This is a genomic window from Fodinibius halophilus (assembly GCF_011059105.1).
Taxonomy (GTDB): Bacteria; Bacteroidota; Rhodothermia; order Balneolales; family Balneolaceae; genus Fodinibius; species Fodinibius halophilus.
The window spans coordinates 115886-138657 of the sequence record NZ_JAALLS010000011.1; the positions used below are offsets into that span (position 1 = coordinate 115886).

General features: G+C 43.4%; 22 protein-coding genes and 1 tRNA gene. 7 read left to right on the forward strand and 16 right to left on the reverse strand.

Features of this window, described 5'->3' with window-relative positions; all coding sequences use genetic code 11:
• Positions 1-131: 131 nt before the first annotated feature.
• Together G3569_RS10010 and G3569_RS18765 are read right to left on the reverse strand one after the other, a co-directional pair.
• Positions 132-794: a formylglycine-generating enzyme family protein gene (locus G3569_RS10010; RefSeq protein WP_165268672.1), complete on the reverse strand. Its 663-nt coding sequence runs from the start codon at positions 792-794 to the stop codon at positions 132-134.
• Positions 795-1027: 233 nt separating this feature from the next.
• A complete protein-coding gene (locus G3569_RS18765) occupies positions 1028-1159 on the reverse strand; it encodes a hypothetical protein (protein ID WP_276611341.1) in 132 nt (43 codons plus the stop codon).
• A gap of 56 nt (positions 1160-1215) precedes the next feature.
• Here G3569_RS18765 and G3569_RS10015 point away from each other — a divergent pair, with 56 nt between their 5' ends.
• From G3569_RS10015 to G3569_RS10025, 3 genes are all read left to right on the forward strand, one after another.
• The gene (locus tag G3569_RS10015) at positions 1216-2481 is read left to right on the forward strand and encodes a PAS domain-containing protein (RefSeq protein WP_165268674.1); all 1266 of its coding nucleotides are present in this window, start codon (positions 1216-1218) and stop codon (positions 2479-2481) included.
• 63 nt (positions 2482-2544) lie between these two features.
• Entirely contained in the window at positions 2545-2985 is a 441-nt protein-coding gene (locus G3569_RS10020; RefSeq protein ID WP_165268676.1) for a SufE family protein, read from the forward strand.
• 120 nt (positions 2986-3105) lie between these two features.
• Entirely contained in the window at positions 3106-4932 is a 1827-nt protein-coding gene (locus G3569_RS10025) for an ATP-binding protein (protein WP_165268678.1), read from the forward strand.
• 4 nt (positions 4933-4936) lie between these two features.
• On the opposite strand, the gene G3569_RS10030 is transcribed toward G3569_RS10025, so the two are convergent.
• The 8 genes from G3569_RS10030 to G3569_RS10065 form a co-directional block, all read right to left on the reverse strand.
• A complete protein-coding gene (locus G3569_RS10030; protein WP_165268680.1) occupies positions 4937-5143 on the reverse strand; it encodes a dodecin in 207 nt (68 codons plus the stop codon).
• A 105-nt stretch (positions 5144-5248) separates the two neighbouring features.
• Positions 5249-5458 carry a cold-shock protein gene (locus G3569_RS10035; RefSeq protein WP_165268682.1) on the reverse strand — a complete coding sequence of 70 codons (210 nt, stop codon included), beginning with the start codon at positions 5456-5458 and terminating at the stop codon, positions 5249-5251.
• 247 nt (positions 5459-5705) lie between these two features.
• Positions 5706-8621 (reverse strand): aminomethyl-transferring glycine dehydrogenase, encoded by a 2916-nt coding sequence (gcvP, locus tag G3569_RS10040; protein ID WP_165268684.1) that lies wholly within the window; start codon positions 8619-8621, stop codon positions 5706-5708.
• A gap of 64 nt (positions 8622-8685) precedes the next feature.
• On the reverse strand, positions 8686-9507 hold the full coding sequence (gene thiD, locus G3569_RS10045) for a bifunctional hydroxymethylpyrimidine kinase/phosphomethylpyrimidine kinase (protein ID WP_165268686.1): 822 nt from the start codon (positions 9505-9507) through the stop codon (positions 8686-8688).
• Complete coding sequence (locus G3569_RS10050; RefSeq protein ID WP_165268688.1) at positions 9497-10195, reverse strand: type 1 glutamine amidotransferase; 699 nt, start codon at positions 10193-10195, stop codon at positions 9497-9499. Before G3569_RS10050 ends, thiD begins: the two co-directional genes overlap by 11 nt.
• A 35-nt stretch (positions 10196-10230) precedes the next feature.
• The gene (locus G3569_RS10055; RefSeq protein WP_165268690.1) at positions 10231-10986 is read right to left on the reverse strand and encodes a YggS family pyridoxal phosphate-dependent enzyme; all 756 of its coding nucleotides are present in this window, start codon (positions 10984-10986) and stop codon (positions 10231-10233) included.
• A 14-nt stretch (positions 10987-11000) separates the two neighbouring features.
• A tRNA-Cys gene (locus tag G3569_RS10060) sits at positions 11001-11070 on the reverse strand.
• Between the two features lie 53 nt (positions 11071-11123).
• Entirely contained in the window at positions 11124-11876 is a 753-nt protein-coding gene (locus G3569_RS10065) for a hypothetical protein (RefSeq protein WP_205720124.1), read from the reverse strand.
• A gap of 110 nt (positions 11877-11986) precedes the next feature.
• Here G3569_RS10065 and G3569_RS10070 point away from each other — a divergent pair, with 110 nt between their 5' ends.
• The gene (locus G3569_RS10070; RefSeq protein ID WP_165268692.1) at positions 11987-12886 is read left to right on the forward strand and encodes a LysR substrate-binding domain-containing protein; all 900 of its coding nucleotides are present in this window, start codon (positions 11987-11989) and stop codon (positions 12884-12886) included.
• Positions 12887-12987: 101 nt separating this feature from the next.
• Here G3569_RS10070 and G3569_RS10075 read toward each other — a convergent pair whose 3' ends face one another.
• The 3 genes from G3569_RS10075 to G3569_RS10085 form a co-directional block, all read right to left on the reverse strand.
• Entirely contained in the window at positions 12988-14745 is a 1758-nt protein-coding gene (locus G3569_RS10075; RefSeq protein WP_165268694.1) for a M14 family metallopeptidase, read from the reverse strand.
• Positions 14742-16805: a M14 family metallopeptidase gene (locus G3569_RS10080; protein WP_165268696.1), complete on the reverse strand. Its 2064-nt coding sequence runs from the start codon at positions 16803-16805 to the stop codon at positions 14742-14744. The genes G3569_RS10075 and G3569_RS10080 overlap by 4 nt, the downstream gene beginning before the upstream one ends.
• Positions 16806-17262: 457 nt before the next feature.
• Positions 17263-17811, reverse strand: coding sequence for a hypothetical protein (locus G3569_RS10085; RefSeq protein WP_165268698.1), 549 nt, complete (start codon positions 17809-17811; stop codon positions 17263-17265).
• A gap of 334 nt (positions 17812-18145) precedes the next feature.
• On the opposite strand from G3569_RS10085, the gene G3569_RS10090 reads away from it, so the two are divergent.
• Positions 18146-18508 (forward strand): hypothetical protein, encoded by a 363-nt coding sequence (locus G3569_RS10090; RefSeq protein ID WP_205720125.1) that lies wholly within the window; start codon positions 18146-18148, stop codon positions 18506-18508.
• Between the two features lie 26 nt (positions 18509-18534).
• Positions 18535-18795, forward strand: a complete 261-nt coding sequence (locus G3569_RS10095; RefSeq protein WP_165268702.1) for a GIY-YIG nuclease family protein — start codon at positions 18535-18537, stop codon at positions 18793-18795.
• 119 nt (positions 18796-18914) lie between these two features.
• On the opposite strand, the gene G3569_RS10100 is transcribed toward G3569_RS10095, so the two are convergent.
• The gene (locus G3569_RS10100; RefSeq protein ID WP_165268704.1) at positions 18915-19127 is read right to left on the reverse strand and encodes a cold-shock protein; all 213 of its coding nucleotides are present in this window, start codon (positions 19125-19127) and stop codon (positions 18915-18917) included.
• Between the two features lie 617 nt (positions 19128-19744).
• On the opposite strand from G3569_RS10100, the gene G3569_RS10105 reads away from it, so the two are divergent.
• Positions 19745-21880, forward strand: coding sequence for a PAS domain-containing sensor histidine kinase (locus G3569_RS10105; protein ID WP_165268706.1), 2136 nt, complete (start codon positions 19745-19747; stop codon positions 21878-21880).
• A gap of 159 nt (positions 21881-22039) precedes the next feature.
• On the opposite strand, the gene G3569_RS10110 is transcribed toward G3569_RS10105, so the two are convergent.
• Together G3569_RS10110 and G3569_RS10115 are read right to left on the reverse strand one after the other, a co-directional pair.
• Positions 22040-22384, reverse strand: a complete 345-nt coding sequence (locus G3569_RS10110; protein WP_165268708.1) for a hypothetical protein — start codon at positions 22382-22384, stop codon at positions 22040-22042.
• Positions 22347-22772: DsbA family protein (locus tag G3569_RS10115; RefSeq protein ID WP_205720126.1), on the reverse strand; the 426-nt coding region annotated here is incomplete at its 5' end. The genes G3569_RS10110 and G3569_RS10115, both read right to left, overlap by 38 nt.

The window sequence follows — 22772 nt, forward strand, 5'->3', positions numbered from 1 at the left end:
CACAGTAGGTCATGGGTTAAACTAAACCCTACACCGACAGAAAGTTGGAGAAGGGTCACGATACAACGTGATCCTTCTTTTTTTAGCTTGCTAGATTGTTGTGCTGACTTTGTCTCGGTATTTCTTGGAAACTAGTTTTCTAACGGATCCACACAGCGGAAGCCAATATCATACTCTTCTGCTTCCGGCAGGGTGCCTACTCGCTTGTAGGTTGCAGATATATATTTGGGTTCACGAAAGCTGCCGCCCCGCATTACTTTAATGGATTGTACCCCCAGGCTGTCCCATTTGGGCTTCTCACCTTCGTCGGGATAAAACTGGTAATAACCTCCGATCCACTCAAACACATTCCCGCTCATATCATACAAGCCGGCACTATTCGGTTTTTTAGAGCCTACTCGATAAGAATAGGGGGCACTATTGTTATCGTATCGAGCATATTTCGATAAGCTGTCTACATTATTGGTGCCTGCATATTTTATCTTTTTACCTCCGGCACGGGCGGCGTACTCCCACTCCTGTTCGGTAGGCAGGCGCCAGCCGTGGTAGTTGCAAAAGGCCTCTGCATCCTTCCAATTTACGTATGTAACGGCCCTGTTTCCGCGTTTTAACGAATCGGAAGGGGGGAGTGGGCGCTCCGTTCTGCCGGCAAAAGCATCATATTGTTTATACGTAACTTCGTATTTGCCAATTTTAAAGTCAGGAAGTTTGACCCGGTGAGTGGGCGTGGCATCGGGATCATCATTATCAATAACATCTCCCATCATGAAGGTTCCTCCTTCAATGAATACCATTTCAGGTTTTGGGAGGGGTTTGATCGACGATTTGAACATGCTACAAGCGCTCAGGCTTAAGAGAACGATAATAACTAACGAACAGCTGTTCTTCATAAATGTGGTAAGTTATGACCAAATACTACTATTATAGTACAATATATTTTAGGATTTGATTCTAAACAAAAAATATTCCAGATTAATTGGAATGATAGTTGACCGGAATGTTGTTAGCTTGAGTGCTTCAGGTGAGGTTATCTCGCAGAGGGCTTTGCAAAACCTTTGGTTTCGTCATTCTGAGCTTGTCGAAGAATCTCCAGTATCCATCTGCTACCGTTGAAAGGGAGATCCTTCATTACATTCAGGATAGCTGCCTGGTTTTGCAAAGGTCCCTCGCAAATAATTAAAAAACGTATAATTAGGTTTAAGGTACATTATAGGTATGTGGTCAGATAAGTTGAACAAACTCAAGAAGTGGTGTAAAGACGAAGAATCTTTCGAGAAAGTTAAGGATGTTGTGGAGGATTTTATCGAAGAGCGCAACGAGAAAACCAAGCGGCTTCGTCTTCTTGAGTCTGCAATTCGCAGTGACTATGATTCCATACTTATTACAGAACTTAGCCTGGAAGCACCCGGTCCCAAGATAGTGTATGTAAATGACGGGTTTTGCAAGATGACCGGTTATTCAAAAGAGGAGGTTATTGGCCAAACACCTCGTATCTTACAGGGGCCTAAGACAGATCGAACGGTATTGAATAGGTTGAAGAATCGCCTTAAAGAGGGGCGTTCCTTTTTTGGACAGACCATAAATTATAAAAAAGATGGTTCAGAGTTTGTTAATCAGTGGGATATCCACCCATTGAAAGACAAGGAAGGTAATATAACACACTGGGTATCCTATCAGCATGATATAACAGAGCGAAAGCGTGCCGAGGAGCAGCTGTTAGATCAAAAACTGGAGTTTGATAGCTTGCGTAAACAGTCGAAGCGTACGGTGGTAGATGTCGATATTCAGGGCAACATTGTGATGGCTAACAAGTCGTTTAGGGAGCTGGTAGGCTATAGTAAAGATGAGCTAAAGCGGGTTAAAGCGTGGGACCTGTTCCCGGAGAAGTATATGCATATGCTTTCGGGCTGGTTTGAAAGGTCAGATGCCGAAATTGGCTCAGATGGTGAAGAGTTTAAAAGTATTCTTAAACACAAGAGTGGTGTACCTATACAAGTGAAGGCCAATGCCCAAATTTTAGACCTAAAAGATCAGCGTTTGATACGTGTAGAGTTTCAGAACATTTCGCTTAAGAAACGGGTAATGGATGCGCTGAAAAAGAGAAACTTAAACTATGTACGCATGGTAGAAAAAGCGTCTGAATTTACCTATGAAGTTGCTTTTGAGGGAAATAAGCCAGTATTTCAAAGTTTTTCAAACGACTTTTCGAAGGTGACCGGTTTGTCAAAAGATTCTGTGGTAGGAGAGTGGACTGCCGAGAAATTTGTTCATGAAGATGATATAGAAACTTATTGGTCACACTTAAAAAAAGTTCAAAAGGGGAAGAGTTCTACCTGTGAATATCGTCTGCTTTCTAAAGACGGGAATTACATTGAGGTGCTCGATTACTGTAAACCTCAATGGGATGATCAGAAGAAAACAGTTTGTAGTATTCGCTGTGCTGTTTCTCTCGATGAAGCGTATAAAAAGACGGAAGCCTAATCTTAATTTGTAGATATTTATTTGTATTTTTAAGATGGTATAAATAAATATCTATTATTATCTATGGCCGATATCCAAGAGTTACAACTACAAATTATAAATGAGTTTAAAGCCCTCAGTGATTGGACTGAGCGGTATAAGCATATTATTGATTTGGGACGCAAGCTTGATCCACTTGATGAGGAGCATAAGGTGGAAGAAAATTTAGTGCGCGGTTGCCAGTCACAGGTATGGTTGCACACCTATTTAGATAATGGAAAGGTCATCTTTGAAGCCGACAGTGATGCTGCAATTACAAAGGGGTTGGTAGCACTTATGGTTCGGTTCTATTCCGGTCAGGATCCGGATACTATAATTTCAACATCTCCTGATTTTATTAAAAAAATAGGAATGGAAGAGCACCTTTCTCCGACACGGTCGAACGGACTTGCTGCGATGGTCAAGCAAATGAAAATCTACGCCATGGCATATAAAACAAAGCTTAAGCAAAAAGAAGAAGCTTGAACAGGGGACTATTATAGAAGTTTTTCCAATATCCGTATAAATTTGTCATATTGGTTAATGAATCTGGTAGGTGTTATAATTCTTCCAAAATTCGAAATATAAATTGCGGTAGCACAAGATATGTATTCACTGTCTAGTTTAAAACAGTTTGCTTTGGCTAAAGATCTGGTACAGGACCGGATAAGCCGGATGCGAAAAACCGGTATTATTGTGCTACATAATGTTTCCTTTTCCTTAGCAGCGATATCGCTGCTTTTTCTTATTGCCTTTTGGGTGAATAACTCTATCTCACTCTCCTGGTTTTTTATGAGTATGACCGTGGCTTTTGTGCTTATCCCCTTTTTGGCTCGCAAAGGATACGAAAAGATGTCTAAATTACTGTTGTTAGCTTATGTAGACATCGGTATTCTTATTTTAAGTGCTGTCTTTGGAAAAGAGCTGTTTATTCAGACATTCTATATTCCGGCCAGTGGGTTGGCAATTCTGCTTTTTGAACGTAAACATACCAGTTTGCGAAATATTGGTATTGGTTTGGCTGTGGGAAGTTACTTTGTCTTGGATTATGTGATTTTTGATCAGATAGCGTTATCTGCCGGCGAAGGGGCTTTTCTTAAGTGGTGTATTCTCGGGGCCGCTTTTGTCACGACCTGGATGACCTTTAATAAGTTTTCTGATACTAAAGAGTTGGCAGAGGAGCAGACAGAAGAGCTTCTGGAAGAAACGCGGGCGCTCAATAAAGAGCTGATACAAAAAAAGGAACAGCTTGAAGACAAAGTTGATGAGCTGGAAGAGGCTAAAGCAAAAGTAGAAGAGGGTTCGAAAGCGAAGTCTGAGTTTTTAACAACGATGAGCCATGAAATTCGGACTCCTATGAATGCTATTATCGGGATGACGAATTTATTGGTCAAGGATAACCCTCGGGAAGATCAGCTTGAGCAACTTGAGATCCTTGATTTTTCTGCTAAAACATTACTTTCATTGATTAATGATGTACTGGATTTCTCGAAAATTGAATCCGGTAAAATTGAGTTTGAAGAAGTACCCTTTAAGCTTGAAGATGTATTAAGCAGCGTGCTTGAAAGTTTCCGGTTTACTGCCAGCAAGAAAGATGTACGGTTGTATATGGATATGAAAGATACGCTGCCTGATGTTTTAATTGGTGATCCCAATAGACTAACGCAAATACTTAACAACCTGGTGAGTAATGCAGTAAAGTTCACCGAAGAGGGCAGTGTGGGTGTTATTGTACAGCTGATGGAAGATGAGGATCCCTATAAAATAAAATTTAGTGTATGTGATACCGGGATTGGTATCTCCAAAGAAAAGAAGGATGAAATCTTTAAAAGCTTTACACAGGAGCGTACCGAGAACTCACGGGTGTTTGGTGGAACGGGGTTAGGGCTTACGATCAGTAAGAAGCTTGTTGAGCTTCAAGGCGGTGAAATTTATCTGGAGAGTGAAAAGGGCAAAGGCAGCACCTTTTTTGTTGAAATCCCTTTTGAGGCTAAACAAGATGAAAATGCTCAAACAACCTCTTTTAATCAGTTTAGTTTACCGGATTCTTTAAATGGTTGCACGGTAATGGTGGTAGAAGATAATGCCATTAATCAAAAAGTGATGATGCGATTCCTTGATAAGTGGAATATCGAGGCTGTGGTGGTCGAACATGGGAAAGAAGCTCTCGAAGTTCTCGAAGAACGTTATGTAAACCTGATATTGATGGATTTACAGATGCCCGTGATGGATGGGTATGAAGCCACCCGAAAGATTCGAAAGATGTCGGACAAGAAAAAATCAAATATACCGATTGTAGCCCTCACCGCTGCTGCGTTAAAAGAGGTTAAAGAAAAGGTGTTTGCTTCAGGTATGAATGATTACCTTACTAAACCGTTTAACCCTCCTGAGCTTCAAAAGAAGCTGGAGTATTATATATTAAACAGGGAGTAAGCGGTTACTTCAGGGTAAACCCTACTTTAAGGCATACTTGCCATTGTTCTACCTGTCCGTTTTCAATACTGCCCCGGGTTTCGGTAACTTCGAACCAACGCATATCATCTACCGTTTGGGAGGCTTTGGCTACTGCATTTTCAATAGCTGCTTCCAACGAATCTTCAGAGGTACCGGTAATTTCGATCTTTTTATAGGTATGGTTTTCCATAGGAAAAGATTTATATGAGTTCCTCGTTTTGTGAATAGTGCAAAGTATCAAAAAAAAAGCGTCACCGAAAAGATGACGCTTTGGAATGATATCTATGTAAACAGATTAGATGGGAATAACTTCTTGCGCTTGCAAGCCTTTTTCCCCTTCTGCTACAGTGAATTCGACTTCCTGGCCTTCTTCTAATTTTTTATAGCCTTCCATCTCAATTTCACTGAAGTGTACGAAAATGTCTTCGCCTTCTTCTCTAGTGATAAATCCATAACCTTTGCCATTATGGAACCATTTTACTGTACCTACTTCGCGATCTGCCATGTTAAATCTCCAAGAAATTTTACTTCGTGTGCTACTTAAATGTTCAAAAACGCCTTGCTAACGCAATAAATAGCGGTTGAACGCCTAAGTATAGTATATTTTTTTGGGATTCCCTACTCAGACAAGTTATCGAGCAGAAAAAATTTAAAATTTTAATATTCAGAGCCCAAAAAATGATAAAATTGTATTTATTTTACCCTTTACGGATAAAAATAAGTGCTAGTATTCATGAATTTGGGTAATTATTTTAGTTAGAGCCGGATTGTTTTTGCCAGTCTGAGAGTTTTTGCGGGGAAAGGCAGTTACAGATTAGATTACGATCTCCATAGGCATCGTCAATACGACTGGAGGTGGGCCAAAACTTATCTTGCTGCAGATAATCAAGCGGGGAAAAAGCTTTCTTGCGGGGATAGCTGTGTGGCCACTTACAGTCTGTCGCCAGCCTAATAGTGTGGGGCGCCCCTTTTAGAACATTGTCCTCAGTATCAAACATACCATCCTCAATTTCCTTGATCTCTTTTCGTATTGCAATCATTGCTTTACAGAATCGATCCAGCTCGTGTTTGCTTTCACTTTCGGTTGGCTCAATCATCAGGGTGCCGGCTACCGGGAATGAAATTGTTGGAGCATGGTAACCGTAATCCATGAGCCGTTTGGCAACATCTGCAGGACCTATACCTGCTGATTCCCTGAAAGGACGCAGGTCAATAATAAACTCGTGAGCAGCACGACCATATTCATTAGCATATAGTATTGGATAATGATCTTGTAGACGTTCTTTCAGGTAGTTGGCATTTAAGATAGCAACTTGCGAAGCCCGTCTGAGTCCACTGCTTCCCATCATCTTTATATAGCTATATGATATGGGCAGAATGCCTGCGCTGCCCCACTGTGCTGCTGAAATATTATGAATCGTCGTTTTATTATCGGTTGGTTCCAGTGGATTACCCGGTAAGAATGGGCCCAGCTTCTTTGTTGCTGCAACAGGACCCACACCGGGTCCGCCTCCTCCATGCGGGATGCTGAATGTTTTGTGGAGGTTCAGGTGGCAGATATCGGCACCAATCTCATCCATATTGGTAAAGCCAAGCTGGGCATTCATATTAGCCCCATCCAGGTACACCAGGCCGCCCTGATTGTGTACAAGCTGACAGATTTGTTGAATATCTTTTTCAAATACGCCATGAGTAGAAGGGTAGGTGACCATAATTGCAGCAAGCTTATCACCGATAGCTTTAACATTTTTCTTCAGTTCAGAGATACCGATATTACCGTTCTCGTGACAGGCAGTAACAATAACTTCCATGCCGGCCATGCTGGCACTTGCCGGGTTGGTTCCGTGGGCCGATTCAGGGATTATCGTCACATTCCGTTGTTGCTCTCCCTGGTGTCGGTGGTAGGCACGGATAGTCATTAGGCCACAGAGTTCACCCTGCGCCCCGGAGTTGGGTTGCAGAGATACGGCAGGTAACCCGGTAATGGCCGATAATTGATCTTCAACTTCACTAAATAGTTGTTGGTATCCTTTGGCTTGCTGTTGTGGGGCATAGGGATGGAGTTTGCTAAATTCCGGCCACGTCAGTGGGATCATCTCTGTGGTAGCGTTGAGCTTCATCGTACAGGAACCCAGCGGGATCATTGAATGGGTTAATGAGAGATCCTTATTCTCCAGTCTTTTGAGATAGCGAAGCATTTCGTGCTCAGAATGGTAACAGTTGAAAACAGCTTGCTGCATATAGTCACTGTTCCGTTTTAAAGCGTCAGGATATTCTAAGGTTACCTGCTTCGACAACTGTTTTACGTCACAATCATTACTAGTATTTTTTAGCTGTGCAAAGGTATTTAGAAGCTTTTTAACATCAGTCAGTGTCTTATTCTCATCAAAGGAAATGCCGACAGCGGGATCTTCAAAATACCGTAAATTGATATTTTCGTGCTCGCAGATACTTCGTAGTTGTTGCTGCTTTTCTTTATCCGATAACGGGATCCTAAGGGTGTCAAAGTAATGGGAGTTTTCCTGTTCGAAGCCAAGCTTTTGCAGCCCCAATTCTGTTATTTTAGCTAAGCCGTGGATTCGTTCGGCGATTCGTCGCAGTCCATTTGGCCCGTGGTAAATACCATAAAAGCCCGCAATCACAGCCAGAAATACCTGCGCCGTACAGATATTGGAGGTGGCTCTTTCCCGTCGAATGTGTTGCTCACGAGTTTGTAGCGCCATCCGGTAGGCCGGTTGGCCTTCACGGTTTTTAGATAACCCAATAATGCGACCCGGTACTTTTCGTTTATATTTTTTTCGGGTAGCAAAATAGGCGGCATGGGGACCTCCGTAGCCCATGGGTACCCCAAAGCGCTGAGTAGAGCCCACAACTACATCGGCCCCCATTTCGCCGGGAGGCGTTAAAAGGGTTAAGCTGAGAAGATCAGCAGCTACAACAACGTTGATATTATGTTCGTGGGCAGTATCAATAAGGTGCGTGTAGTCTTCAACCGATCCATCAGTAGTAGGATATTGTAGCAGCATGCTGAAGAGTTCTTGGTCGGTTACATCAACCTGATGGTGATCACCGACAATAACTTCAATATCGAGAGGTTCGGCACGGCCTTTTATGATGTCGATGGTTTGCGGATGGCACTGCTCCGATACAAAAAAGGTATGGGCTTGTTTTCGTTTTACACCTCTACGCATGGAATAGAGCATCGACATAGCCTCAGCGGCGGCCGTGCCTTCATCCAAAAGTGAGGCATTAGCCAGTTCACGGCCGGTAAGGTCCGTTACCATCGTTTGAAAGTTGAGAAGGGCTTCAAGGCGTCCCTGGGCAATTTCTGCCTGGTATGGCGTGTAGGCAGTGTACCAGCCCGGGTTTTCAATCACATTACGCAAGATGACATTAGGAGTAATTGTATCATGATACCCCATGCCTATGTAGGAATCACAAATCTCATTTTGGTCAGCCAGCTTTTTGAATTCGTTTAAAAATTGGTGCTCATTCATTGGAGCCTCGAGGTTCAAAGGATCTGATAAACGAATGTTTGTAGGTACGGTTTCATCGATAAGCTGTTCAAGAGAATCAGCATTAATGGCATCAAGCATCTCGGCGATCTGTTCATCAGAAGGACCGATGTGTCGATGGGGGAATGTTTCTTTATCAAAGTTGATACTCATTACAGAAAGGATACAGGTTAGTCAGTTTGGGTTAGGAGATGTAAAGTAGGTGTTGCAAGTGAAACTATACGGTCTTTTGATCAGGAGAGACATTAAAGGCGATGGGGCCTTCGCCCTCACCAAGCCCGGGATTGTTGCGGATAGCTTGGCTGGTATAATCCTTGGCTACAGAAGCAGCTTTCGAGAGATCTTCTCCCTTTGCCAGGAGGGCTGTTATTGCCGCAGAGAAGGCATCCCCGGTGCCGTGGGTGTTTTGAGTTTGTATACGTTGAGAATGCAGCCAGATTTCATCTGTGCCGTCATAGAGCAAGTCATTGGATTGTTCCCAGTCAGCAAAAAAGCCGCCCTTGATAATGACGGCATTACAGCCTAGATCCATAATCTTTTTTGCTGCATCCGGCATACCATCAGGGGTGTCAATAGTGAGTCCTGAAAGCAATTCGGCTTCTTTAATATTTGGTGTAACAACATCTGAAATGGGAACAAGATGGGAACGATAGGCTGAGACTTCTTCATCAGAGGTAAGAACATCACCTCTTTTGGTGGCCATGACCGGATCAACGACTAAGGGGCAAGGGGGTAGCTTTTGTAGTTCATCGGCTGTACTAATGATCGTCTCTGCACTTCCCAGCAGGCCAGTTTTGATGCAGTGGGGAGAGATGTCATCAGATACGGCTTTGATTTGCCGATATACAGTAGCAGCCGGCATAGTAACGGTATCGTGTACGCCGGTGGTATTGCCGATCGTGAGTGCAGTGATGGCTGTCATTCCATATACCCCAAAAGTGCTAAACGTTTTGAGGTCTGCTTGCAGGCCGGCTCCGCCGCTGGGATCGCTGCCAGCAATGGTAAGGGCGGTAGGTTGTGGTAGGTGACTATTCTGCATTATTCAATAAAAAATTATCTAAGATATTACCCATTGTTTCGTGGTTTTTCGTGAAAAGATCGCTATTGAGCATCTCATTGGGTTGCTGGATAAAAGGTCCCTCTTGAAGCTCGCCGTCGGAATGTTCAATAAGGTTTGCCAGTCCTTCCCTTGTCATCTCCAAGTGGAATTGTAATCCTAAAATGTGGTTGGGGATAAAAAATCCCTGCCTAGTACAAGCTTTACTGCTGCCCATTGGAACGGCTTGGTTCGGAATTTCAAACATATCACCGTGCCAGTGCAGAACTTGTTGTTGACCGGGCAGAAAGCTAAATGTCGGGTGGTTCCGGGCTTCATCAGACCATTTCAAGGGGAACCATCCTATTTCATTGTGATCCATTGCCGATACTTCGGCTCCCAACAGATCGGCGATGAGTTGGGCTCCCAGGCAAATCCCCAGCACCTTTTTCTGTTTGTTGATGCAGGAGGCGATGAACTCTTTCTCATCGTTAAGCCAGGAGTGCTGCTGTTCATAATATACCCCCATGGGGCCGCCCATAACAACCAGGGCATTGATATTGTCTGGTTGGGGCAGTGACTCCTCCTTATAGAGATGGGTGCCGATTAAGCTATGTCCATTTTGTTCGGCCCAGGTGCGGATGTAACCGGGACCTTCAAAGTCAACATGCTGCAGATAATGAATGTGCATTGGTGCTGGAACGTTTTATCTGGTAGTTATTTGTGCTATTCTGATTTAAAAGCAGGCATATCGATGCCGGGCCAGTAGTAGGAGTCAGGTGTGCCGCGCTCGCCAAAAACGGCGCGTCCCAATCGGATCATTGTTGCCCCTTCTTCAATAGCCAGCTCAAAATCATTAGTCATACCCATTGATAGGTGCTGCATCGAAACGTTGTTGATCTGTTCAGCAGCTATGGTATTTCTTAAATTACGCAGCTGTCGAAAGCCGGCACGGACCTTGGGCCAGTTATCAGAAAATAGACCAATGGTCATTAGTCCTTGTATATTTAGGCGATCATATTCAGAGGCTTTTTTGACGAAGTCGATCGCCTCATTGGGAGCAACACCATACTTGCTGTCCTCACCGGAAGTATTCACCTGAATAAGAGTATCCATCGTTTTATCAACTTTGGTAAGGCGCCGGTTTAGCTTACGAACAATCTTCATACGATCGATAGATTGGATCATTGAGGCAAAGCGAACCACTTTGTTAACCTTATTGCTTTGCAGGTGTCCAATGAAGTGCCAAGTTAGTTCTTCAGCGCGACTGCCCATTTTTTCGATCTTCTCTTCCGCCTCTTGCACCCGGTTTTCGCCGGCGATATTATAGCCGTATTCTTTAGCTTTGAGAATACGGGCTGGATTTACTGTTTTTGTAGCCAGTATTATTTGGACGGATTCGGGATTCCGCCCGGCACGCTTACATGCTTGAGAGATGCGTTTTCTGATGCGTTTTAGGTTTTGTGAGATAGAGTCGGGCATAGAATAAAAAGTTGAGGCGATGGGAGGATTCGAACCTCCGTACGAAGCTTTGCAAGCTCCGACCTACCACTCGGTCACATCGCCAGTTATAAGCCAACCGAGGATTCTGCCCCGGCCAGGGCTGGAGTTCAATTTAATCATTGCTGCTGCACACTATAAGGCAGAGTCAAATCACCGGAAAGTACCTCATAAACGGTATATACCCCCAGCATGGGTTGGTTCGAATTGGTGGATACCTCCATGTAAGCAGCTACGCCGTCGTAATTAAATGAGGTTTCACTGTTTACTCGTTGCGCCGGTACAGCAACTTTTAGGGTATGGTTCCGGAATACCACGGAAAATCCGGGCGAGTCGAGATACATCGGCATGCCAGGATTGGTGGGCGGCAGAACTACGCTTTGGTTTTCCTTTCGGAATTCTTTTACGGCTAGTCCACCGGGAATATGCTCATTTTCTTCTAGTACCACCCAGTGAGTATGGAAAGTACTGCCATCGTTTTCGTAATTACGGTCATTATTTTCATCCCACAAAGGGGTGTCGTCAAAGTCCGGATGGGAGGTCACGGCAAAAGCCAAGATACCCTCCACGCTGCCGAACCCTACGTCTTCGGGACTGAGGGTTGTAGGGAAAACATAACCGAGTACAGGTGCACCGTTCATTTGACCGGCGGGCTCAGGAGTCGTATTACCGGCGGTTCCTTCTACACGCATTTCAAAAACCAGCAGGTCGAGTTCTTTTTTATAGCTAACCTCTGCCCGGCTGAGATTCATATCTGCTGTATTGAGGCGGGCTATCTCTTTTTTAGATGCTTGCTGGGCATTACTGGTTGAAACGATCCCGGTAGACATGATAATCAGAGCCAAACTTGAGAGTAGAGTTCGCAGTTCCATGGTTATTCTTTAGAAGTTTGTTTTAATTGAGAAAAAGAAATTAGCTGGATTTTAGGTATAAGTCTATCGATATTTACTTCTTACTGTCATAAGTATAACTTATACCTGGTATGGAGCTACGGCAATTAAAGTATTTAGTATCAATAGCAGAAGAAGGAACCTTTACCGCCGCTGCAGAAAAACTGTTTATCTCGCAGTCAGCGCTATCGCAGCAGGTAAAGCGTATGGAAGAAGAGCTGGGCGTGCCGCTGTTCGACCGTTCCCGTAACCGGTTGCAGTTCACCGAAGCCGGGGAGCTGCTTCACCACCGGGCCAGAAAGATTATCAAAGAGGTAGAGGAGGCAAAAACGGCTATTGATGATCTGGAAGGGCTTTGCCGGGGAACCTTAAGTATTGGGGTAGTACAAACGGTCAATGCTTACCTTATACCGCGAGTGGTTTCTTATTTTTCCCGGGAATATCCCAAGGTCAAGTTGGGGATAGAAGAGCTTTCGGCCCCGCTACTTGAGGAAAAGCTGTATAATCACGAGCTGGATATTGGCATTAGTTTTAATCCCTCGGTGTATCCGGACCTTGATTTCGAGCGGATCTTTAGCGAACAATTACTGATGATTGTCAATCCCCGGCATAAGTTGGCTCAATGTAGCTCTATTGAAGTTAAGGGGATGGGCGAAGAGCACTTGCTGTTACTTTCGAACGGATACTGTACCCGAAGAATTTGGGATGCCGCTGCCCGCGAAGCAGAAGTGGAACCCAATGTGCAAATAGAAATGAACACCATTGATGGGTTGCTTTCAGCTATTCAAAATAACACGAAAGTCGGTACGGTATTACCGGCACTGACGATGGAGATGAAAGCGGCCGAAGGGCTTATGGGGATCCCCCTGGAAAATCCCTCTCCTGAACGTGAAGTCGGTATCTTATGGAGAAAGGGAGCCTATAGAAATAAAGCATCGGAAAAGTTTGCGGATGTGGCCCGTCAACAGTACCGACAGTTAAATGAGGAGTAGATATTAGATATAGAGAAGAGACAGGAGAGGGAAATTTGATATACAAATAGCAAAGGCCCCGAAGAATCGGGGCCTTTGTGATGATTTTAGTATGGAAAATTTCAGAGTGATGTTTGTTGTGAGCATTTCCCCGCTTTGCGAGATTTATATTCAACATTGACACGCCCATCGCCTTCAACCAAGAATTCATATTCTACAGCCTCATTGCCGGGCACGCGAAAGAATTGGATCTCGGGTTTATGATCTTTGTACCTAACCTGATCTCTATAGAGATTAGTGATTTCACCTCCGGCTATCACCTTAATATCGTTGCCGCTTACTTTCAGGCGGTCTTTGGGAAATAGCTTATTTTTAACAGAATGGTAGGTCATGGTTGGAATGGCATTATGATTGACCACGCGTACACGAACTTTATGCAGATTATTATCAACTTTCTCGGTATCAAATATTTCCATGCTAACCTCCGGTGTTTGAGCTGCTGCGTACATTACCGCCGAAGCGTTACGATGTACGAGGTTTTGTAGCATGAAGGGATGAGGAAGACGTGAGCTCATCTTTGCCCAGCCCCCAATTTCTACCTCACCATATTTGGGATGGTCATACGTTTTCCACTCATTATAAAGAGAGCCCTGTACTACGTGATCATTAAACTGCAGGCGTTCTCTTTTTTGTTTGGTACTTTCGCTAAAGGCAGAAGACTCATTATCGCCAGACTCTTTTTCGTCGTGGGCTTTATAAGTTTCCTGCTCAGACATAAAGAGTTCTCCCACAAAGCTAAACGCCCCTACCTGGTTATAGGTGAATTCGGTGAAATCCCCATAGGTAGAATATAGATCTTTCCAGCTGATTAGGTATCGATAGTCAGGAACGATCTTTTCAGCATTTTTGCCGAGCAGGTCGTATACATTAACATCCTGGGGATTCAATGGTCCCTCTTCTTTGGTACCGGGGCCGCGTAAGAACATGCCTCCTGTGTTATGGAATGCAAATACCATAATGATATTTGGGCGTTCCATCATAAATTCAGTGACTGCCTTGGTTACATTTCCCGAATAGGGGTAGTTACCCGCTCCCCGCTGAACATAAGGAGGTGCCCAGCTGGATCCCCAGTTTCTGTTGGGGTCGACGTATCCTTCCGAATCTTCATTAACACGTCCGTCTCCGTCATTATCTATACCTTCTTGACCAAGTATAGTCCATTCGCCCATTTCCCCCGGTTCTGTCCGTACCATAATGCGAGGATCTTTGGGATCGGTTTTCCACTTTCCAAAAGGATCTTTCTTTCGCATTCGGTTTATTGAACCGTCGCCATTCAGGTCTTCGGGGAAATCTTCATCGAACAGACCATCGCGGTCGTCATCTTTGGGAATGCGAAGTCCACGATTAGAACTAGGTGTATTGGGATCATTGAAGAAATGGTAACGTCCGTCCACATTAATAGAGGGTACAAAGTAGAATACATTGCGATCCACCATGTTTGTTACCTTCTTGTTGCTGCCATAATTGGTGAGCAGGTAGTTCATCAGGTATAGATTCACTTCCGTAGCCTGAATCTCATTGCCGTGAATATTCCCGTCGACATAGACACCCGGTTTAGTAAGTGGCTTTCCTGTATTAGGGTTATTGATAGTCAGTGACCAGATATCACGACCTTCTTCGCTTTCCCCAATTACTTCTGTATCGGTCATTTTGGGATGAGCTTCATGCAAGGCTTTCACGGCTTCAACCACCTGGCTGTAATCATAATAATGATCAAAGCGCAGAGGGACGTCTATTTCTATATTACTAGGCTGTGCAAATCCGGCCTGAGCCAGTAGCAGTAGCAAAACGGTTGTTATTGTTGTTTTTAGTAATTTCATTTTGAACCTCCTAAATTCACTTGTGTTCGGTCGTTCCATGCATGTGTTGATTCCAGATTCACATCAATTGTATTTGATTCCGGAGAACGTACAAGCCAGCTATACTTTTTGACTTCATGTCCGCCGATGCTGTTGATAGGGGTACGTTGTTTTCCATCTAAAACTTTTAAGCCCTTGGCTTGCAGGCTAAGAATGGCAGGTCGGGGTTGCTTGTTCTTTTTACCCATAGCGGTAGGAAAGGGCAGGTAGTTTTCATTTTCAACCCATACCGTAATTTTAAATACATTACTGCCTTTCGACTGTACTTCATGATTAAGAATTTGAAGTTTGGCTATCTTTTCGGATAGTGTGATAGTCCAGGGAACCTGCGCCTTTAGTAAGGAGTCTACCATATTGCCGGGAGGGGTGTTTCGTACAAAGGGTACTTCTCCGCCGATTTCTACTTCACCAAGGGTTGGGTGATTATAGCTTTCCCATTCTACAAAGCCACTGCCATCAAGGACATTGTCATTAAAGGCCATCAGGGCTTTGTCTTTTTCGCTGGCTCCATCAGATGAACTATCAGAACCTTTGGCATTACCCATCTTTTTAATCATTGTGCCCATGCGTTTTGGCGTCATTTGTCCCCCTTCAATCATGCCAATAACACGTTTAGCAGTAAATTGGTCGGGAGCTCCAATCTCCTCTAAGAACATGCCGATCTTTTCTTCACCCAGAGCTACAAATTCTTCACTCGACATCTTTTCAATTTTATCTGCCGTCAAGCCGCTTCCCTCTTCATCCTTTTTTTCTTTCTTTGGCTTTGGTAGTCGCCAGAAATCCATGCTAAAAGTGGGGATACCCAAGTGGTAGTACGACCATAGTTCAAAAGAAGCATCTTTTGCTGCTTCCGGACCAAGGCGTTCAGCATCCAGCCCCTTTTCTTTCAAGTATTCTTTGTATTGGTCTGCCAGTTCGTTGTAGAATTTTAAGTCTTCAGACTGGGGATTTACTACAGCTCCTAACCCCAGGAAACTAGCAACTACTGATTCAGTTACCTCAAAGCCCGCAGGAGCTAAAGGTTCTACCATGCGTATTACTTCATCCATGGTGTAGGTTTTATCGGGATCTGCCCCCAGCTGGTCGGCAAAGCTTTCGGGAATTTTCAGGTTTTCAAAATCAGCAGAGCTTTTGCGACCACCCTTTGGGGCAACTTTGCTGAAGTTTGTAGCACCATAAGAGAACGTCATAGCGATTTCGGGATGAGAATATACAAAGTCAAAAATAGCGTATACCTCAGGTGTGCTCCCCGGCCAAGCTCCCCCGGTTTCGGTAAAATCCTTAAACAAGTGGGGGAAGTTACGATTTACATTTACCCCGCCTTTTCCATCTTCATTGTATTTGCCATCGCCATCATCGTCGATACCCTCAGTATAGAGTTTGTAAATACCCTTTTCGCCTTTTGTAGGGTCTGCCTTTTTCATAAGGCGGCTATCTCCTTCAACAGGTCTCCATTCTCCGGTAGGGTCTTTAACTCTCATCTTAGTTATAAAACCATCCTCGTTTAAGTCTTCGAACCCATCTTCGTCCGTATTTTCATCCATGTCATCATTGTGGGAGAGGTCGTTACGGCTATCTTTTAAGAGTGGGTTTTTAAAATAATGAGCAGCCGCATCAGGGTTTCCGTTGGGTACGATATACCACGTTTTATCTTGGGCTGCTTGCTCGCTGATGACAAGTTCTGCAAGATGTATTGCAGCTTCTGAAGAAATAGGGATGGTACCTTCCAGGTTAGCTGCTACAAAAATGGCCGGCAACTGCTTCTTTTCGTTATCAACCTCTGGTCCAATTTCAATCATTTGAACACTACGGCCGCCCGGACTGGTAGCAAGTGTATGAATTTTTGTACTCTTTTTACTGGATTTCCTTATTTCTTCCAGTTTGTTATTTATTTCTGAAGGAGTATGGTAGTGTTTATCACCGTCTTTGTTTTGGGCAGATACATCAGCCGACATAAAAAATAAAGTCAGCATAGTCATTCCATACCAAAATAAAGACCCCCTGGATATTGGTTTCTCCATAAGTAGGCTTGTTTAGAGTTAGAAATTATATAACAACCGATTTAACATATTTGCTGTATGATCTCAACCATTGAAATGTAAAAGGATATTAGTCTCGATCATTTGTTAATCTAACTCTATACGCAATTTGTTAATATAAAGTTACATGCTTATTGTTGGTGTGCCGAGGAAGAGAGAATGCAAATTTTGCTAAATCCAAAAGCAAAAAAGATTGTTAATTTTGGATATATAAGCCGTACCTACGGTTAAAAGCCTATAACAGCAGCAGTAGTATCATGGTAAAGACCTAGATAGGTATAGGCGGATACACCCAAATTTCATTATTTATTTGGTTATTAGTTTGTAACTGATGATATTACAGAACGCTCAACTTATGAGCGTCTCTCTTGATGAATAGTCAGGGCCTCACGACTGATACTTGTGGGGCCTTTTTTTATGGGTTGTCACTTCGTGTCGGCTACTGAATAATACTCTCTGCAATCTGTTTTGATTTATAATTAAGCCGAAAACCTTCCGATTTCGCTTTTTTGATCCGCGCGAGATAGGTATAAAATCCCAGGATACGTTCTCCCTTTAACACCTGCCAATCTTCCAGCTGTTCCGGTGAAATGAATTTTCGCCCGGACGCTATCTCTACATCTGTTGTTTCTGTAATCACCGATACATTAAATTGTTGCTTCTGTTCATCAAAATAGTGCACAATGGCCCATACCCGCTCAATATGTTCAGGAGCAACTTCGAGTGGGAATTTGGCAAAGCACTCCTTTTCTCCCTTGTTGACGTGGTGTAAAAAGCTATTAAGGTATTCCTGGGCTTGCCGAACGGCCTTTTTGTAATAGCGGCTTTGGGGTGAAAGGTAGTCATCTGCGGTAATATCGATAATATTGCGTATCCATCGCCAACCATACTTGATAAAACCTAAAGCTACCATAATGCCTATTGGTATACCTATCAGGTGAATCCATTCAAAGCGATAGCTATCCTCAAATAAAAATTGATTAAACATTGATGCCACCATGCCTATTCCAAATAGACACTCAACAATACCAACGAATATTTTAGCGTATCTCTTGATAACAGTCGTAGAATAATTTTAACTATGTTGAAAACAGGCAAGTACAGAAATGTACCAATTAATTAAAGGCATCATAGCGATTTTAAAAAAGTGAAGCAAGAATGAGTATCTCTCGCTCACAATTCTTATGTCCAGGCTTAAAGCCGTAAAACTTTGTCTGCTCTCTTCCTTCACGGTCGGGATGACAGTGCTTCTGCTAGGTAAGGCGTTTCCCTTCCTAAATATTTAGCAGGAACTAAGAGTGGGCATAAAAACTTTGTTTTATATGATTCGTCGGACGACAACCCCAGTCGCCCGACGAAGGATAGGAGCCTCCCTCGTATACACCTGCCCGCCTTACTTCTCTCACGGAGGAATAAAATTCCTCATGACCTTTTACTCCAGCTCTGCTGGTCCGCCTATCAATGGATGGCTCAAGGCAAAAGGGGAAGGGATATATTTGATTTTACTTTTTGAGAATGAAGAAAATGGGGGCGCAGCCTACATTGTGAGTCTTCCGAAAATAACTCAAGAAAACTCTTTTAAGTTTTATGCGAACTTATTAGGAGAAAGCCTTTGGCAAGCTTGGAGTGACAGAGCCAATAATTTATTACCTTCTACCAAACCCAATATGAAAAAGCAGTTCTAAATTTACAGTTCGAATACGATAATTCCATGAACCCTTGGTTTGTTTATATAATTCGATGTACAAATGGCAACCTCTATACCGGCAGTACTAATCACCTGATTCGTCGCTGGCACAAACATAAAGAGGGCAAAGGCGCGAAGTACCTGCGAAGCAATGAACCCAAGACTGTAGTATATGTGGAGAAGCATTCCAACCGATCAGAGGCTTGCAAAAGAGAGTATGAGATTAAGCAATTTGCCAAAGAGAAAAAGGAAGCGCTGGTGGGAGCGTTAATGGAGGTCAATTAGCCAACGGCATTCTTCTGATTCAATGGTGGGGAAGGAAAGCAGTCTTTTGAGTTAGTTCCATAAAAAAAGCCCCGACAGGTACCGGGGCTTTCGTATTATATTTGAAAAATCAGAATATCTTAACCGAGGCTACGCACGTTAGTCGCGCTTAATCCTTTGTCTGTTTCTTCTACTTCAAATTCCACAGCTTCACCGTCGTCATACCCTTGGTCATAACCGAGGTCTTCGATGTTGTTTCTGTGAACGAAAATATCTTCGCCGCCCTCATCAGGTTGGATAAAACCAAATCCTTTTTGGGAATCGAAAAACTTTATTTTGCCTTGTTGTGCCATAAAAATGTGTATTTGTGCACCTGTAGAGTTTTTTTATGAAAGGAGTTGTATTAACGCCTCATTTCAGTAAAGTTTGCTTGGCAGGTGAGTAATTAAATTTAAGATAGCAAAGTAAGGGTATTAACCTGCAATACCTATTTATACTTTTCTTTGCCAGAACCTGTAACAAATGGATACTGTTTTTCAAATATTGCTCTTCCTGAAAAGGGTATATAAAAATATAGGTCTCCTAAGCCTTAAAGCACTTATAGCTGTTTGTTATGCTGTATAGGAAGAGTTGAAATGCAATACTAGTATTAATGTTAGGAGCAGATTTATTTACTGTTTTCAGTGCACTACAAGTTTATAGTGTTCAGTTTGTTCACAGGCGAGGCCTTTATCCTAAAAGAGAGGTTCTATTACCGGAATATTGTTGGGGTCTTCTATTTCGGTTTTAAGTTTTCATTGACGAGTACAAATGTTTCCTATTACTAAGTGGGTTCATTGGTAAGTGCAAGCCGGCAAATCGTAAATATCTGTTTCAAAGGGTTGCTACTTTGTTATATATAAAATGCATAGGTTGTATATATAGATATCAAGATTAGCGCCTCCTCCATTTGTAAATAAAAAGAACCGCTATGATTAATAAGCACATAAAGAAAGCCTATCAGATGGCTGATATTGGTCATTGGGAACTTGACGTGGAAAGCGGGGAACTCTACTGGTCTGATGAGATTAACAGGCTGCATGAGGCTCCTCTTGACTACCAGCCTGACCTGGATGTTGCCATTAATTTTTTTGAAGAAGGAGAAGAGCGCAAAAAAGTCAGGGATATAATGACCAAAGCTATAGAAAAAGGGGACCCATTTACCCTTGAATCTAAAATTATTACCTGCAAGGGAAACGTTCGATGGGTTAGAGCTATAGGTAAAGCAATATCGGAAGGAGGAGAATGTAAGCGAGTATTTGGCACTATTCAGGATATTACGACTCAGTGTAAAGCTGAGTTGGAGGCCCAGAGAGCACGCCAGGAGATGCAGGATGTTATAGAACACAGTACAATTATGTTCTATCGGCACGATACCGACCAAAATCTTTTATATATAAGTCCGCAATCGAAGCAGTTTTTGGGATCTCCGCCCGAAGAGGTAATGCAGCAATGGACGGAGTTTGTGACTGACCATCCGAAAAATAAAGAAGGATTGAAAAGGGTGGAGGAAGCGATCAAGACGGGAGAGCCTCAACCTTCTTACGAGCTGCAGCTGGAACGGACTGATGGCAAAATTATATGGGTGCAGGTGAATGAGTCTCCCGTGGTAGAAGATGGAGAGACGGTGGAGATTGTCGGTTCATTGACGGATATCACCAGCCTAAAAGAACAGCAGCAACAAGTGGAAGAAAAAGAAGCTCAGCTGCGAAATATTGCCAACAATATCGATGGGATGGTTCATCGGTATATTATGCATCCGGATGACAGCTATGAATTTACTTTTGTAAGTGAAGGGGTTAGAGGCTTACACGAAGTAACGCCCGAGCAGGTCATAGAGACGCCTGATCTGTTATGGGAGCAAATTGTTGATGAACATTTAGATGAGGTACGGCAGTCGGTTCAAGAATCAGCTGAAGAGCTCAAGCGTTGGGATCAAAAGTGGAAAATAAAAACTCCCAGCGGCCAAGAGAAGTGGATTCACGGCCGGGGGACGCCCAAACAGCTGGAGGACGGGAGCGTACAATGGGATACCATTTTATTAGATGTTACCAGCCAAAAAAAATTAGAGCAAAATGTCAGCAGGCAAGTTTCTCTACTTAATAATATTTTAGATAGTATCCCTGGGCTGTTTTATATGATAAGGGAAGATCTAACGTTTGCCAGAACCAATAAGAATGTGGAATCCCTCTTTAATTTAACATCTGAACAGCTCCGGTCGACGAATGCGCTTTCCCTGATAGCTCCCCGCGAACGAACTAAGGCCAAACAACTTATAGGAAAAGCATTTGTCGAGGGATATGCCGAACTTGAGACAATATTAATAGGCGACGACGGGCAAGAGCATCACTATTATATGAATGGCAGTGGCATAGAGCTGGGTAAGGATCGTTATGTGATTGGGAGCGGTATTAATATAACAGAGCGGGTGGAGGCCGAAGAAGAAAATACCGTATTACTACGGGAGGTTCATCATCGGGTAAAAAATAACCTGGCAATTATATCGGGTATCCTGAGCCTGGAGTTGGATGAACTGCCTGCGAATGATAGTGATCGCTCGGCGCTCGAACGAAGCGTAAATCGTATTCACGCCATTGCCAAAGTTCATGAACTGTTATACCGGAGCACAAGCTTTTCGCAGGTCAACGTCAAGGAATATATCTCTGAACTGGCCACCACTGTTATCAATACCCTAAAAGCAGCAGGTGATATTGATATACAGCTCGATATCGAGGAGGTAGAGATGAATATAAATGAGACTATTCCCCTGGGCATGTTATTAAATGAGTTGTTAACTAATTCTGTGAAATACGCTTTCCGGGATAAACAGGAAGGGCGAATTGAGTTGAACATAATACAGCACCAGCAGTATTATAAGGTGGTGTATCGTGATAACGGAAGAGGATTTGACCGCGCTGAATTTGAGCAGTCAACAACCCTTGGTCTTACCATCGTGAAGATGTTGCTGCAACAGTTGAAGGCTGATTATGAGATCGACACTGACGACAAGTTTGAAATTGTCTTTACCTTTGATAAACGGGAAACGGGCTCACACGGCAATATGTAGCTATAGAAGTTGCGTCCAATTCGTTTATAGAACTAAGTTGCTCTCCATCACAGCGAACATTCCCCTGACTAGCTGCGGGCGCCTGAAGCAGGAGAGTGGAGAATTTAGAAGCCAAAACTCAGAGGAAAGTCTTTCTCTCGTTGTTACTAGTTAATTCTGTTATTTGTTTTCACTGTTCACCAGATCAATGTTTTCCTCCACGTACTGTCGGACGATCTTCTTATCCCTGAATTGCTTATAGAAACTGCTTGCAAGCAATTCGCCCGGTTTAAAACGGCTGAGATACCGGATATGCGGTTCCGTGCGCTCTAGCATCTGCTTCTCCAGTCCGTACCGGCAGAACAGGGCATGCTGCTCCTCGTACTGATCAATACTCAGCAGCGGAAGGGTGTCAGACTCAATTCGGGCCCGTTCTTCCAGGAACTCCAGTTCATCCTGAGAGGGAGTAGCCTCTGTTTTCTCCGCCTCAAATATCGATTGCAGGTCGTCTTCGGTTATGGCCATCGTTGTGTTCTTCTTCAGTGATAGTGCAGGTCGTATAAACTCCTTTTCCGGGCACTTTATCAAGAGGCAATATTGTGTAAGTAAATACTTCAAAAGTTATGATCTTAAAGGAAGTTCCCCATTTCAGCAGAAAGGATGGCAAAGCTCTGATCCCGTGGACTTTGGTTTTGTTGAGGTTTCCTTCAAGCGCCCATTGTGCAGATCCATTATCCATACGTGCTATGAATGAGGGTAGATCAAGTCCAACCTCATTTGCCAGCTCAATAAGCACTTCTTCTTTGTTCGTTTGACGAGCTTCTGCAGCTGTAGCTTCCTGAATTTTCCGCAAAAAGATATTTGCTAATATTTCGTCTTCTATGGAATTGCTACAAAAAAATGGACAGTGAGT

What these genes read in the sequence shown, in the direction of transcription:
- G3569_RS10010 (WP_165268672.1), bottom strand. Translation starts at nt 794, where the DNA reads ATGGTATTCATTGAAGGAGGAACCTTCATGATGGGAGATGTTATTGAT.
- G3569_RS10015 (WP_165268674.1), top strand. Translation starts at nt 1,216, where the DNA reads ATGTGGTCAGATAAGTTGAACAAACTCAAGAAGTGGTGTAAAGACGAA.
- G3569_RS10020 (WP_165268676.1), top strand. Translation starts at nt 2,545, where the DNA reads ATGGCCGATATCCAAGAGTTACAACTACAAATTATAAATGAGTTTAAA.
- G3569_RS10025 (WP_165268678.1), top strand. Translation starts at nt 3,106, where the DNA reads ATGTATTCACTGTCTAGTTTAAAACAGTTTGCTTTGGCTAAAGATCTG.
- G3569_RS10030 (WP_165268680.1), bottom strand. Translation starts at nt 5,143, where the DNA reads ATGGAAAACCATACCTATAAAAAGATCGAAATTACCGGTACCTCTGAA.
- G3569_RS10035 (WP_165268682.1), bottom strand. Translation starts at nt 5,458, where the DNA reads ATGGCAGATCGCGAAGTAGGTACAGTAAAATGGTTCCATAATGGCAAA.
- gcvP (WP_165268684.1), bottom strand. Translation starts at nt 8,621, where the DNA reads ATGAGTATCAACTTTGATAAAGAAACATTCCCCCATCGACACATCGGT.
- thiD (WP_165268686.1), bottom strand. Translation starts at nt 9,507, where the DNA reads ATGCAGAATAGTCACCTACCACAACCTACCGCCCTTACCATTGCTGGC.
- G3569_RS10050 (WP_165268688.1), bottom strand. Translation starts at nt 10,195, where the DNA reads ATGCACATTCATTATCTGCAGCATGTTGACTTTGAAGGTCCCGGTTAC.
- G3569_RS10055 (WP_165268690.1), bottom strand. Translation starts at nt 10,986, where the DNA reads ATGCCCGACTCTATCTCACAAAACCTAAAACGCATCAGAAAACGCATC.
- G3569_RS10065 (WP_205720124.1), bottom strand. Translation starts at nt 11,876, where the DNA reads ATGGAACTGCGAACTCTACTCTCAAGTTTGGCTCTGATTATCATGTCT.
- G3569_RS10070 (WP_165268692.1), top strand. Translation starts at nt 11,987, where the DNA reads ATGGAGCTACGGCAATTAAAGTATTTAGTATCAATAGCAGAAGAAGGA.
- G3569_RS10075 (WP_165268694.1), bottom strand. Translation starts at nt 14,745, where the DNA reads ATGAAATTACTAAAAACAACAATAACAACCGTTTTGCTACTGCTACTG.
- G3569_RS10080 (WP_165268696.1), bottom strand. Translation starts at nt 16,805, where the DNA reads ATGGAGAAACCAATATCCAGGGGGTCTTTATTTTGGTATGGAATGACT.
- G3569_RS10085 (WP_165268698.1), bottom strand. Translation starts at nt 17,811, where the DNA reads ATGTTTAATCAATTTTTATTTGAGGATAGCTATCGCTTTGAATGGATT.
- G3569_RS10090 (WP_205720125.1), top strand. Translation starts at nt 18,146, where the DNA reads ATGATTCGTCGGACGACAACCCCAGTCGCCCGACGAAGGATAGGAGCC.
- G3569_RS10095 (WP_165268702.1), top strand. Translation starts at nt 18,535, where the DNA reads ATGAACCCTTGGTTTGTTTATATAATTCGATGTACAAATGGCAACCTC.
- G3569_RS10100 (WP_165268704.1), bottom strand. Translation starts at nt 19,127, where the DNA reads ATGGCACAACAAGGCAAAATAAAGTTTTTCGATTCCCAAAAAGGATTT.
- G3569_RS10105 (WP_165268706.1), top strand. Translation starts at nt 19,745, where the DNA reads ATGATTAATAAGCACATAAAGAAAGCCTATCAGATGGCTGATATTGGT.
- G3569_RS10110 (WP_165268708.1), bottom strand. Translation starts at nt 22,384, where the DNA reads ATGGCCATAACCGAAGACGACCTGCAATCGATATTTGAGGCGGAGAAA.